This is a genomic window from Parabacteroides gordonii MS-1 = DSM 23371, from assembly GCF_000969825.1.
GTDB classification, from domain to species: Bacteria; Bacteroidota; Bacteroidia; order Bacteroidales; family Tannerellaceae; genus Parabacteroides; species Parabacteroides gordonii.
Window position 1 is genome coordinate 1,122,493 of sequence record NZ_KQ033920.1, and the last position, 13,178, is coordinate 1,135,670.

General features: G+C 48.9%; 12 protein-coding genes. All 12 read right to left on the minus strand.

Features of this window, described 5'->3' with window-relative positions; all coding sequences use genetic code 11:
• Position 1: 1 nt before the first annotated feature.
• Complete coding sequence (locus HMPREF1536_RS21665) at positions 2–511, minus strand: hypothetical protein (protein ID WP_028729069.1); 510 nt, start codon at positions 509–511, stop codon at positions 2–4.
• Between the two features lie 12 nt (positions 512–523).
• The gene (locus tag HMPREF1536_RS21670) at positions 524–868 is read right to left on the minus strand and encodes a four helix bundle protein (protein ID WP_028729068.1); all 345 of its coding nucleotides are present in this window, start codon (positions 866–868) and stop codon (positions 524–526) included.
• A complete protein-coding gene (locus HMPREF1536_RS21675; protein WP_052349887.1) occupies positions 852–2,222 on the minus strand; it encodes an RNA-directed DNA polymerase in 1,371 nt (456 codons plus the stop codon). The genes HMPREF1536_RS21670 and HMPREF1536_RS21675 overlap by 17 nt, the downstream gene beginning before the upstream one ends.
• A gap of 3 nt (positions 2,223–2,225) precedes the next feature.
• On the minus strand, positions 2,226–2,459 hold the full coding sequence (locus tag HMPREF1536_RS27245; protein WP_157395729.1) for an Lcl domain-containing protein: 234 nt from the start codon (positions 2,457–2,459) through the stop codon (positions 2,226–2,228).
• 89 nt (positions 2,460–2,548) lie between these two features.
• Positions 2,549–2,719, minus strand: a complete 171-nt coding sequence (locus HMPREF1536_RS27250) for a DUF1566 domain-containing protein (RefSeq protein WP_081693387.1) — start codon at positions 2,717–2,719, stop codon at positions 2,549–2,551.
• 575 nt (positions 2,720–3,294) lie between these two features.
• Positions 3,295–6,522: a BACON domain-containing protein gene (locus HMPREF1536_RS21680; protein ID WP_167331515.1), complete on the minus strand. Its 3,228-nt coding sequence runs from the start codon at positions 6,520–6,522 to the stop codon at positions 3,295–3,297.
• 14 nt (positions 6,523–6,536) lie between these two features.
• Complete coding sequence (locus HMPREF1536_RS21685; protein WP_028729066.1) at positions 6,537–7,691, minus strand: BF2992 family fimbrillin-A clan protein; 1,155 nt, start codon at positions 7,689–7,691, stop codon at positions 6,537–6,539.
• An 85-nt stretch (positions 7,692–7,776) separates the two neighbouring features.
• On the minus strand, positions 7,777–8,898 hold the full coding sequence (locus HMPREF1536_RS21690; protein WP_028729065.1) for a fimbrillin family protein: 1,122 nt from the start codon (positions 8,896–8,898) through the stop codon (positions 7,777–7,779).
• Positions 8,899–8,921: 23 nt separating this feature from the next.
• Entirely contained in the window at positions 8,922–10,244 is a 1,323-nt protein-coding gene (locus HMPREF1536_RS21695) for a fimbrillin family protein (RefSeq protein ID WP_044193093.1), read from the minus strand.
• Positions 10,245–10,290: 46 nt separating this feature from the next.
• Positions 10,291–11,232, minus strand: coding sequence for a fimbrillin family protein (locus HMPREF1536_RS21700; RefSeq protein WP_028729063.1), 942 nt, complete (start codon positions 11,230–11,232; stop codon positions 10,291–10,293).
• 21 nt (positions 11,233–11,253) lie between these two features.
• Positions 11,254–12,204 (minus strand): fimbrillin family protein, encoded by a 951-nt coding sequence (locus HMPREF1536_RS21705; RefSeq protein ID WP_028729062.1) that lies wholly within the window; start codon positions 12,202–12,204, stop codon positions 11,254–11,256.
• 61 nt (positions 12,205–12,265) lie between these two features.
• Complete coding sequence (locus tag HMPREF1536_RS21710) at positions 12,266–13,177, minus strand: fimbrillin family protein (protein WP_046151811.1); 912 nt, start codon at positions 13,175–13,177, stop codon at positions 12,266–12,268.
• Position 13,178 lies beyond the last annotated feature (1 nt).

Sequence of the window (13,178 nt, forward strand, 5' to 3'; positions counted from 1 at the left end):
ATCAGTTGTCTTTAAATGTTATGTTATTTTCCAATTGTTTCTTCAACGACGACAGGAAGATCATACACTCTATCGGGGTCACCCCTGCGATGTCATACAGACGCAGCCGTTCCAACACCAGTGCACCGGTATCCGGTTCTTTCCTGACAAGGACAGATTCCTGCAATGTATCCTTTTTCAATGCCTGCATCTTATTGGATATATACCGGCTTTTCTCCGTTGCAAACTCCCCGTCACCAAGTAATACCGAACGGATAACCAGCCGCTTTTCATCCGGTTGCTCGTATTCCCGGTTTTCAAGTATCTTCGGTAGAACCGCATCCGGAAAACCCAGCGAGATCACTTCCATATCGACCACTTTACAGAAACGGGTATTTACCTGATAAACGGTAATGGTCTGTATAAACTTAATTGCTGAACGCTCATACGCCTTCCAGAAAAGACCTTCACGATATAAGTATATATAAGTACTTTCGGCTGTCTCCAAATCCAGCTTCTGTTTCAAGTCCATAAATAATTTCTTTTATTTGATTACACTTTTCCGCCACCCTGTTATCTGCCGTCCGATATCTTCCATCAACAGAACCAGCTTGGCATAACTACCCGTATCGATGATACGCAGATCATTACACAGGCGGATTTCCAGTTTCAGGAATTCGAACTCATCCACCAGTTGTATCAGGTGGGGCGACTTGTCCAACGACACATTCGCCCGGTAGATACAGCGGGTCAGGTTCATCGCGTCCCTGCGGATATCCTGCATCAGGGTGTATTTATACTCCCGGGGAGCATGGTGCGAGACGGCATAGATCATTTTTATCAGTTCAACCGTCCGCAGATAAAGTGGAGTTTCAGTATGTAAAGCCATGATTCAATATTTCATAACAATTGTATCTGGATGCATATATTACCGGATACAGATCGTCGTAATTTCCGGGAACCAGCCCGGCCTTTTTCTGAGCTCTTATTATAGTCGAGCAAATATTCCTGACAGTCTGGTGGCGCAACAGGCGCACCTTCTCCTTCCGGACTATTTTCTCGGGACTGACATAATACAGTTTATCCAGTGCAGGCGAAAGCCATTCCCTGACCTTCTTCCTCAGGTTCATACTACTGTGATGTCTCATCAGTCCCAAATACGAATTCAGGCTTTGTAGAAAATGTTCCTCTTCATCTTCGCTCAACGGGTGTTTGGAAACCTTATAATTATATTCTCCTATCACCTTACGCATCCCTTTCACAGCCCGTTTCCCCGTCAGGATAACACGTCCCTTTACGATAGCTCCGACAAAACGGATACCGTTCGTATAATGGGTCAGCCGTATCTTGTTCGGATGCAGGGTCAACCCCAGTTCTTCCTGCAGATACTGCTGAAATAAGGGGATCAGGCTCTTTAAATATTCCTTGTCGTTGTGCACGACAAAAAAATCGTCTACATACCGTCCGTAATAACGCAGCCCCAGCTTGCTCTTACAATAATGGTCGAAACCGTTCAGGTAAAAGTTGGCAAACAGCTGGCTGGTCAGGTTACCGATCGGCAAACCCAACTCCCGGTTACAGACAAACAAGTCCAGTTGCCGGGGTTTCGTCTCATTCGGCAACGGCATGCCGTTCATCGAAAACAGACTCTTATCTTTCGGCAGGCCTTTCCATAAAGACCGGAAACCTTTTATATGTACCCTCGATACAGGGTTATCCAAAGCGATCAGCCGGGTCAGATAAAGAACGGTTTCCAAATCGTCGCCTTCATACCTGGCACGCAGAAACCTATCCAGCTTATCCGCCAGCAATCGACGGTCTATATTCATAAAAAAGCCACGTATGTCGCACTGAAGGACATAGCAATCTTTCGTATAATTGGCCGAACACTGGGCGATAAACCGTTTTAAGCGATTTATACCGAATAATGTTCCCTTACCGATACGGCAGGAATAACTGTCCAGAATAAATTCTTTCTCAAACAACGGATTGATACGTGCAGCCAGATAATGATGCACCACCCGGTCACGGAACGAAGCAGCAAACACCTCCCGCTTCACAGGTTCCGTTACAATAAATGCCTCCGAACGTGAAATCTTATAGCAGCCCTCCTCTATCTCTTTATATAATGTATAGAGGTTATGCTCCGCATCCATCTCAAATTCCATTGCAGCAGTTGTTCTCCGTTTTGTCTTACGGCAGTCGTACCATGCCTGCACCAATGATTCAAAGTCTATTTTCATTTCCTACTTCATTATTTTTAGATTCATAAACGAGTCCCGGACACAGCGAACATAGTTGTTGTTGGTGTCGTTGTTGTTGTTGGTATTGCCATTGTTGAAGTTCACGATCCAGTGGTTGCCACTACTGTAGACCGTACTACTCCAGTACCAATTGCTCACGAACGTTCGTAGTTGCCACTTATAACTTACTGCCGGAGCTCCCCGGGGTAATTTCAACAGGGCAAGCCCTGCGGACAACCGGATTCGTCTGAATCTTGACGCTACCGTATGCCGTAACTAACGGTATTCTGAAGTCCAAACTATTTTCTTATACTTTTCTCTTTTTCTTATACTAAATAATTACAAACATTCAGTTTTAAAGACTCAAACCAGTCCCGGACACAGCGAACATAGTTGTTGTTGGTGTCGTTGTTGGTGTTGCTATTGCCATTGTTGAAGTTCACGCGCCAGTGGTTGCCACTACTGCCGGCCGTACTACTCCAGTAGTTATTGCTCACAAACGTTCGTAGTTGCCACTATAACTTACTACCGGGGCTCCCCGGGGTAATTCTAACAGGGCAAAGCCCTGTGGACAACCGGATTCGTCTGAATCTTGACGCTACCGTATGCCGTGACTAACGGTATTCTGAAGTCCAAACTATTTCTTATACATCTTTTCTCCTTTACTTAAATAATTACTTGACAATCAGATTTACAGATTTCAAACCAGTCCCGGACACAGCGAACATAGAGATTGTTGTTGTCGTTGTTGTTGTTGCTGTTGCCATTGTTGAAGTTCACGTACCAGTGTTTGCCACTACTGTTGGCCGTACTACTCCAGTAGTTATTGCTCACAAACGTTCGTAGTTGTCACTTATAACTTACTGCCGGGGCTCCCCGGGGTAATTCTAACAAGGCAAGCCCTGTGGACAACCGGATTCGTCTGAATCTTGGCGCTACCGTATGCCGTAACTAACGGTATTCTGAAGTCCAAACTATTCTTTTATATCATAAGCATACCTCCTTTTTATTTTCAAATTTCGACCGCCTTACGGCGGTCTTTGGGTTTCAAATTGTTAAATTGATAAATTGACTATTTATCCCGGACACAGCGAACATAGTTGTTGCTGGTGTCGTAGTTGTTGGTGGTACTGCCATTGCCGAAGGCCACGACCCAGTGGTAGCCACTACTGGAGACCGTACTACTCCAGTAGTAATCGCTCACAAACGGTGTAAAGCCGGCGGTGTTCTGTAACGAACTCTTATTGTTATACATAGTTAGCAGCTGATCCTTCGATGGCAAATACCAATCACTTTTACCTTCTGCTGTAAGGTTACTACAATATGAATTAGCACTACTCCAATTCATGGTGCCTCCATCCGTTTTACATACTTGAAGGTTGCCTGTTGTAGCTGGTGTTTCGCCAGCCACTTGCGTAACACTTAATGCCAGTGTACGCGCAGGACTGGCACCAGTTGCCGATAAAGTAAATGATCCAGTACGCTCAGCACCGGTATTGGCAGTACCCGTAAAAGTGATCGTTGCATTACCGGTACCACTGGTAGGACTCACCGTTATATTATTATTACTAGCCGGTGTTATTGTCCACGCCAAACCGTCTGTCGCGGTAACCGAACCCGTTACTTTACTGTTTGCGGCAGCTGCTATTTGGCCCGACGGATTCGTTCGGCTAAAACTAGAAGCAGCTTGCTTGATTTCTACATCTTTTGTCATATTACCGGCTTTCACAGTTACTGTCGCTTTCCGTTCAGTTCCATTCGGATTTACAGAACTCGTTTTATAAGTTAACTGCTGAGCTGAACCACTAGTCGTCCCGCCACCGATAGAAGCAGTACCATTAGTGACTGTCAACCACGAAGGAAAACCGACGGTGAAGGAATATGACAATCCGCTAGTGCCATTCATTGTATAAGTACCGCCGGCACCTGTTGTTGCAACTAATGCTGTTGTTGGACTGACAGAAGCTGTTAAGGATGATGCACTTTGAGTCACTGCTATCGTTCTGGTCAATCCTTCATCCGTACTACCGACAGCATTGCCAGCTTTTACAGTAATCGTTCCCTGGCGGGTAGAGGCATTCGGATTAACAACCGTACTATACGTTATATTCTGATTCGTACCGGTAGTGTTATTTGTACCCTCAGTTGTGCCGGTCAAAGTCAACCAATCCATATTTTCCGATACGTTCCACGATAAACCTTTCGTAGCCGAAAAAGTAGATACATAATCAGTAGTAGAAGCGGTAGCTGCCACCGTTTTGGCTTCACTCACCTTCAATATTGCTCCCAGCTGGTTCAGAACAATATCGCCTGTCGGTCCGGTAGAAGTATCACCTGCACGAACCGTTATTTTACCGCTCCGGCCAGAAGAAGACGGGTTAACGGTAGCCGTATAATTGATTGTCTGAGCAGATCCGGTAGTAGGCGTGCCCGATCCGCCGGAATTGATAGTTATCCAATTGCCCGAAGTGACACTCGAAGCCCAGACCAAACCTTTTGTAGCCGTAAACGAAGCATCACCGGTTGCACCTTGAGCGACTATATTATTCAATGTCGAACCTGTTACTTCGGAACCCGCCTGAGTTACTGCTATCTCCTGTTTCAACCCGGTGTAAGTGGCATCCCCCACCGAAGCACCGGCTTTCACCGTTATTTTACCGGTACGCACCTGTGCCGACGGGTTTACAGAGGTTGCTCGTACTTTCAACGCTTGCGCCTCCTCCGGCGCTTCATCACCAAATGTTCCGGGGTTTGTGCCTGACCAGTCCAGCCAACCATCACCGTCGCTTAAAGCGGCAAGCCACTGTAACCCCTCGGTAGCCGTAAAAGAAGAAGCACCCTCAGAGCCGGTAATTGCCGCTAACGAAACAGCATTTCCTTTTATCAGGGTCGAACCGCTTTGAGTGATCGTTATCTCCTGATCCGTTCCATTCACTTCTATATTAAAAGAGACAGACCTCTTTTCTGCTTTAGGATTGGCTTCCACAGCCTTAAATTTCACATTGGCAGGACCTTGATGCGTAATAGTAGCACCTGAAGTGATCTCCTTCCCATCCAATAGGGCGGATAACCAATCAGGCATATCGAACACCCACTCCTGACCCGGACGGGCAGTGATCTGAATATCTTTTTCACCACCCTTATTTGCAGGCATTTCAGTTGGATCGACCTCGATAGGAGGTATCTCACCCACAGAGATACGTTCGTCAGAAACGTCGATTCCGACCAGCTTGACTGTCATAGTATAATGCGAGTTGCGCACGATATCATAATTATTCATATTTGTTCCAGGATAAAAAGTGAAACTTACATTCTTATAAGTGACTCCACCCTGTACAGCTTCGCCGGACAACACGATATAAGTTGCATTCGTAACTCCCTTTCCGGTCTTCTTTTTCTCTGAATCGACTGCGTTTTCACCACTGACAGTTCCCGCCATATTTTCAGGCAAATACCAGTAGACTGTCGCACCCGACTGACTCGCCGTTCCCGTATATTCCCTAGTATAAGTAACGCCTGATGTCAACTGACCGGTCGGAACCTCCACCTGCGACACATCCGGTACACTCTTCAAAAGCACGGAAGAAGGAGTAAACGCAAAGCCCTCTCCCATAGAATAAGTAAAGGTGATCTTAGCCAGAAGACGCTTCAGGTTCACGGTAACCTCTTTCACGCCACCTTCCTGTACAATCCCTTCCCAGGTACCTGTCATCTTACATAAATTATCTTCGGGCAAACCTTCATTGGTGGATTTATGTGCTAAAATCCGCTCTTTCAGAGCATTTTCAGTGGCCACTTCACCCAGGTCACTGGCATTCGCTACGAACCACACACGGCTTTTCGCTCCGCTCTGGCTCTGCTTCAATTTCACATTCACTGTATTATCTGTCATCGAAGAGATATACTTGCTGAACAACCGGGCACCCGACGTAGCATCATACTGCCCTACCCACAAACTGGCAATCTTATTTTCCTGTACTTCCGATAACGGAGCGGCAGCCCGTGTACGAACCGTATCGCCGACAGCCGCTACCAACGTATCGGCCTCTATCGTACCCTCGGACGTAAAGGTTATGCTACGTGTCGCGGGGGTCTGGTTAGCCAATACATTCAGGTTAAAACCTGCTTCCACATCTTTCAGGGCATGGGGAGGGATCACATCCTCTTCCACTTCGGTCTGCGTACAGCCACCAGTCAGCAATAAGACCAGATACACAAACAACCATCCCAGTAATAAGCCGATGCGCAACCTCCCGATCCTCGTCAAAGGCCTCCATCCTGTTTCACTTCCTCGTTTCATTGTATTTCGTTTTTTTAATTTCCTCCAATTTCCCCGTTTCCGCTCCAGGGTATTTCTGTCCATTTAGCCACGACTATCGTGGTTCCGATCCCTTCGTTCACATCCGGATCGGGATAAGGCGTGTCGGGACCTCCCACGTTATCGTCCCTGAAGACGATCGCATTCCAGTCGAGCACCCTCATCAAAAGGCTGCTTTCGTTGTTCTTCACTTCCAGCGTAAAAACATACCGTTTGCCTTCATCGAACGAGATATTTTTGTCGATCGTCGCTTTCAGGGTAGCCGCTTCATTATCGCGTTGTACGCCGATCTCCACCTCGAAAGGCTGGTTATTCTTCGGAAGAAGGATACCCTTTGTCTTGTTCAGGCCGATCTTATCAGGGTCCGACTCCACCGGTTCGAATTCTTCGGCTGCAAATACGATCCGGGCCTCTTCCTCTTCACTCCCGCCGGTGGGCGGTATTCCCGTATCCTCACCCGCTATCAGGGAAGCTCCCGAAGAAGAAATCTTTTTCAGTTCCAGCTTTGTGCCGTACAATGTTTCGAAAGGCAGCGCGTTGTCAGGCGAAGGAGCCACATTGAATACCACCAACGCACATTTTCGCCGGAAAATGCCGAGTGTCACCACACGCGATTCTTTAGCAACCGCAACACCGCGGGCAAAAGCATCCATCACATCTTCCTTATGGGGGATACCGGTTATCTTATAATTATTATCGGCACCCTTCAATAGCTTTCGCGCCGGTGATACCGCATAAAAATCGTATACGCCCCCTCTCACCTGCAAGCCTTTGGCTTCTCCTTCCACCACCTTTCCGGCATTATCCACCCGGCAGGGAACCAACGCACCGTCCTCACCTACCCGGTAAGTAGCTTCAAACGAAGGCTCGTCCGTAGCAAAAGAAGCTGGTTGTTGCTTATCCCCGACGTTCCCTGTGAAATAAGCGCCGATCCGTACGGTTGTTCCTACAGGTAACGGCGTCGGTGTCGTCACCGTTTCATCGGCACGGGTCAGTACCGCAGGCACTCCCAGGTCAGGCTTGCCGAAGCTAAGCATCACCAGCTGTGCCTCCTCCGGTACGATCTCTTCCACCGGTCCTGCCGTACACCCTACCAGCAAACTGCCGGCCAGTAACCCATACAGATATAGTTGTATTCGACTCCGTTTCATCTCAGTTCGTTTTAATCTTTACTTGTCACATTCTTCTTTGTGAACGGGAGGGGTATCGCTCCCCGCCCGCCCTGTTTGTTGCAGCCTATTCTACCGGAATGTCGGTCGAACCACCGTCGTTCCAGCCGGCTACTTCCATATTCGCTATAACGATTCCTTGCGGAAGCATACGGATATTATAGATGTAATTATTCCCTTTCACCCAATCGGCCGTGAACGTGCCGGGATCAGCACTTCCTTCGGACGGAGACATGGTGAACACACGACCGTCGTCGAGTGTCAGTTCCAATGTAACGGATACGCCCGTCACCGGGATCACCAGCCCGAAGGCCTGTACCGGTACCTGCGCAGGTTCGTTCACACCGGTTCCGACAGCACGCATATCGCCATCGGCAGTAAAGGTCAGCTGGCTTACCGGTGTCAGCGTACCGCTCAACTCCCCTGTCGACAGGTTCAGCTTGGCAGAAGTCGACTTTTTAAAACCGTCATTGCTTTTCAATACCACCTTAGCCACATGGAAACCATCGAATGCTGTTCCCCCGTCAGCTTCCAGAATACGGAAACTCACCTTCGTCAGCGCATGCCGCATGGTTAAGGAAACCTCCGGATGCCAGCGGTCCACCTGATCGGATGCCGTGCAATAGAGATAATCATCCTGATCGGTATTCCACAGTACATCGGTAGCAGCATTCACCACACCACTGCCGTCATTGAACACGAAATTCTGCTTTTCCGAGACTTTCACGCTACTCATCACCGGCACTTTGGGAGTGCCGGTGAGCGAGACGCTTTTATCGGCAGGCGAATAAGCATATACCGTACCCTTTTCAGAGTACAGGTAGAGCGCCTCTTCGCCTTCTGCCAGTTCCCAGGCAGGCGTAGCGGAATTGTAGGTGAACATCTGCGTGTTATTTCCGCTGGCATAAACGCTCACCGAACCGCTGCTGCTCTGCTTCGTGACACAAAGTCCTACCTGCGTCAGCGGATTCGGATTGGTGTCACTCCTCACGGGACCTCCGGTCACTAAGCTTCTCGTTTCTATCTCCACCGACAAGCCCAGGTTCTTTACCGACAGAGGGACACCTTTGTCTTTCCCGCCGTCTCCTCCATCGCCACCAGCTACCGGCAAAACGATGTCGGCCTGTGTACAGGCAGTACACAAAGACAGGAAGACCGCTAGCGGAAATGTATATAGATTCTGTTTCATGGGCTTTGTTTTAATGGAAATGATTACAGCGGGATTTCGTCCTGTTCGTTATCGACCCATGCTTCTACGGTAACATCCATTACCGTCAGCTTATTACGGCCGGCAGAAAGCGTATAGATGTAATTGTTGTTGGCAGCCCATTCATTGGCCGTTAGGGTTACCGGATATTCGACAGGAGTGTTAGCACCTTCCTGCAGAGTAACCACCACGTCGATCTCACCATCGCCGAAAGTTGTAGGATACACAATGGCACTGACCGTTTTGGATACCGATTTACCGTTTACAGAGGAGGTACTGGTACCTGTCGATTTGAAAGCGTGTTCGCCTTCAGTTCCCGTTGTCGGATCCACCTGTCTCATCAAGATATATTTCGTTATCGTACGAGCCATTCCGGTTGTAGTAGACGGGCCGGTAATCGCACCGTCCACCAAAGACATGGTTCCACTTCCCACCTTGAAAGGATTTACTCCGGAAGTAGCATTGTTCTTTATCTCGAACTTAGTAAATTTCACGTCATTAGTACTCAGGTTACCGCCGTCATACACCCGGAAAGACACCATAGACATGGCATGGTGCATATCGAGATTGATCTTATAACCGGGATTGGTAGCATTCTTATTATCCGGTTCGGCATCCGGAGTGACCGGTGTTTCTCCGTCCGCACGTCCGTTATTTACATAACGTCCTTCTGTTCCTGCAAAATAAAGGTAATCCTTTTCAGTTGCCAGCGACAGGTTCACCAGATCCCCCTTGGCAGTCGTACCCCAGCTACCGCTGTTCCAATACTTCTTCGCATTGTTTTTCGTAGCATCTATTTCACCGGAAGCCAGCACCGTTACCGGAATTTTCAGGTCAGATTCCGCGGATATAGAAGAAAGAGAGGTCGTAATATCTGCACTATAAGGATAATAGGCATATACTTTACCTACTGTTTTACTCAGATAATAAGGAACTTCTTTCGTATCGGCGAAAGTGCCGGCTTTTGTTTTGACAGAGATCCAATTAGCTCCCTTTTCATCTCCCAGATACCATACATGATGGCCCGTATACTCTGTTCCGTCGGGCGTGTACCAACCGGTAGCACCGCTGTTCGTAACCAACACACCCAACCCCGGAGCATTATCGTTACTTGAGAAACTGTTCTTATCGTAAGCGATCGCCTCACCGCTCACGACAGATTTGGTAGCCGCTTTGGTTCCGGCATCCACTTTCAGATTCGGGGTGATCCCCAAAGCTACCTGGTCGTCGTTGCCGGGTCCGGTAATAATTTCCGTTTCCTCGTTCGAGCAACTGACTGCTGTCAGCAGGGCAACTGCCATAGCGCCCATTGTCATTGTCTTTTTCATTTTCGTTCGTTTTAATATAAATACTAGTTATTACTTATTCTATTACTTAAATCGGTATTTCGCCGGCATCCCGATCCGTCCATTGTTCTACGCCGACCGTTGTAGCCTGTATCTTCCGTCCGTCGGTGAAAAACAGCGAGACAACATGCCGCTTGCCGGGCAGGAAACCACCCTCTACGGAAACGGACACCCGGGAGACTGTCTCCACCGCATTGCCGTTGCCGTCTTTTGTTGTCGTCACCTCCAATTGCAGCGGGATCGGCGAAGCGGGAAGCAGGATATACCCCTGCGCTTCGGGAAGCTCACCACCTTCCTCTACCTCGGGAATCGCCAGGCCTGCTATCTCCTGCACGGCGACAGCCTTAATATCTTCCGCCGAAGAGGCATCGGACAACACGGGCAATACTGATTGCCAGTCCAGTTGTTGCCGGGTATGTACCCCTGTTACTTCTATCCCCGCGATCTCTCCCCAACGGTCTGTCCTGTCACTGTAACAAAGCAGGCCGAGTTGAGTCAGCAAATGATGGAACGTACAGGTGCGCAGGGGAGCAAAGCTGTTTCCCGACAAAGGTCCCGTCGCCATCACATCTGTCATTCCGTCTATTGTAAAGGTCATCCGACCTGCCGCAGCATCCGGTTCACCGGTTACCGGATAATAGCCATGCAAACGGATATTGCTTCCATCGGACGGATAGAGCTGCGTCTCATCGAACACGACCGGACGGTTGCCCGCCCCGCCGCTCCGGACGGCTCCGGATACACTCCACGTACCATACACTCCGGAACCGGTTTCATCCTGCCGGGCAAAACACACAGCCAGATCCTTTTTATAGCCGGAGCCGATCACTGCACGGGTAGACACACCGATCGCCCCTTCCAGGCATACCTTCGTTTCGGGGACAGGCTGCGGTGTAGGATCGCTGCCGTCCGAACAGGCGGTTAGTGCCCGAAGGCAAGCGATGGTGGCTATCACTATTATTTTCTTCATCTCCTGCTATTCTAAAAAGGGTTATGCTCCGGGAGTGATCGTTGAACTGCCTCCGTTGCCCGGCTGCCACTCGGCAATGCCTGCTTCGATGGTGATCTCGCCGTCGATCGTGAAATTGAGGGTGATCAGGTGCGACTGTCCTTTCTGTGCTCCTCCGCTGATATTAGAAATAGGCACCTGCAATGTTTTTTCTGTTCCGTCATAAGTCGCTTTTACTTCCAGGGCGATAGCGGCAGACTCCGTACCCATATCCGCTACGGGATAGACCATCAGATAACCGATCTGCGGGTCGGCTGCATCGGGAGCCGATACTTCTTCCGGACAACCGATCACGCTCAGGCTGGTGTTGGCCGAACCTGTTGTAGCTAGCGTTGCGCCGCTTGTTTTATCGAGCGACAACGACAGCGTGTTATATACGTTCTTTACCGTAATAGATGAAACTTTTGTCCATTTCTTAACTGCTTCCGCCGAACCGGAACATTTGAATTGCAACTGGGTAAGCAGGTGCTGAAAGGTGAATGGGATAAACTTGGCGTTAGCAGCTCCGGTCTGTACTTCTGTTGCCATAATGTCCTCGTCGCCCGTAATAGTATAAGAGACTGTCGGGTTATTTTTCCCGCTCAGGGCAGCCTGCGGATAATAACCGATCAGAACCGACTGACCATTAGCAGGCATATAAGTCTGCGCCGTTGCAAACGTAACGGAAGTATTGCCGCCACCACCGAGACGGGTAGCACCGATAGCCGGCGTTGTCCAATCGTCATTAGATATCGGATTATCCAAACGGGCAAACGATACGGCCAGATCACTGCCGTAACCGGCATCGATCACCGCACGGGTAGCCTCTCCGATACCGGCACGTACCTGCATCGCTTCCGGGATACCTCCCACAGCGGGTTCTTCTTCGTTGGAACAGCTGCACAAGAAAACCGTCGCCAACATACTCATTACTAAAAATTTGTTCGTTCTCATTTCATTTATCGTTTAATAATAATACCAGTTTCATTTATTGTCAGATGTGAATCACTTCTTTTTACTCTGTTACCGTTCCGTTTCCGGAGGCACCTACCTGCCACGGGGCTACAGTGGCTGTTCCTTCGATGGCTATTTCACCTGTTTTCAGGAAGGAAAGAGTGATCAGATGAGAATTTCCGGCCAGGGCATTCAGACCTTCTTTGGTAGACGCATCCATAATGCTGATGTCCGGACTGGTTGTACCACCTTCATAGGTTACTTTCACTTTTACACCGTTCAATGCCTGTATCATAAAAGGTTCACCGATCTTCGTCACATCTTTGGTAAGCTGGGTAGATGTAATACCCGGAACCGGCAATGTAGCTGCAGTCGCATACGTTACAATACCGTCTACGATCGTCATTGTCTTCGGATAAGATGCGGATAAAACTTCTATTTTTGTGATCTTCTTATCCGGGTTTGCCGTCAAATAACCATCCGATGCCTGTACCTGAAAATTCAACTGCGTCAGCGCATGAGTAAAGGAGAACGCTCCTGCCGGAACACTTTTGCTTCCGCTGACGATACCGCCATACATCACATCCTCCGTTCCTGTCTGCTGAAAAGTCACGACCCCCGATACGGAAGCGATCTCCGGGTGCCAGGCCGCCATATAAACATTTCCTGTGGCCGGATACACCTTCGATACATTCAAAGGGACCGATGTTCCCGCCGCTGTTTCGGCAGCAATCAATGTGATACTGTTCTGCCACGCAAATGCAGCAGTCCATGATGCAGGAGCTTGGGTTCCTTCAAAAGCTGTGATAGCTGCCGTAAACGTATCGCCCGTAACGACCGGCGCCTTGGTTATGGCTCCGCTTACGGTCGCCCCGACCCTGATTTCTGATGTTTGGAGATCTCCTTCTTCCGAAGAAGAGCAACCCGACATCACTACCGCCAGAAAAGCGGCATACATCCATACTTGTTTCATA

Bases quoted from the DNA above. Each gene is read 5' to 3' on its own strand.
- HMPREF1536_RS21665 (WP_028729069.1), bottom strand. From the start codon at position 511: ATGGACTTGAAACAGAAGCTGGATTTGGAGACAGCCGAAAGTACTTAT.
- HMPREF1536_RS21670 (WP_028729068.1), bottom strand. From the start codon at position 868: ATGGCTTTACATACTGAAACTCCACTTTATCTGCGGACGGTTGAACTG.
- HMPREF1536_RS21675 (WP_052349887.1), bottom strand. From the start codon at position 2,222: ATGAAAATAGACTTTGAATCATTGGTGCAGGCATGGTACGACTGCCGT.
- HMPREF1536_RS21680 (WP_167331515.1), bottom strand. From the start codon at position 6,522: ATGAAACGAGGAAGTGAAACAGGATGGAGGCCTTTGACGAGGATCGGG.
- HMPREF1536_RS21685 (WP_028729066.1), bottom strand. From the start codon at position 7,691: ATGAAACGGAGTCGAATACAACTATATCTGTATGGGTTACTGGCCGGC.
- HMPREF1536_RS21690 (WP_028729065.1), bottom strand. From the start codon at position 8,898: ATGAAACAGAATCTATATACATTTCCGCTAGCGGTCTTCCTGTCTTTG.
- HMPREF1536_RS21695 (WP_044193093.1), bottom strand. From the start codon at position 10,244: ATGAAAAAGACAATGACAATGGGCGCTATGGCAGTTGCCCTGCTGACA.
- HMPREF1536_RS21700 (WP_028729063.1), bottom strand. From the start codon at position 11,232: ATGAAGAAAATAATAGTGATAGCCACCATCGCTTGCCTTCGGGCACTA.
- HMPREF1536_RS21705 (WP_028729062.1), bottom strand. From the start codon at position 12,204: ATGAGAACGAACAAATTTTTAGTAATGAGTATGTTGGCGACGGTTTTC.
- HMPREF1536_RS21710 (WP_046151811.1), bottom strand. From the start codon at position 13,177: ATGAAACAAGTATGGATGTATGCCGCTTTTCTGGCGGTAGTGATGTCG.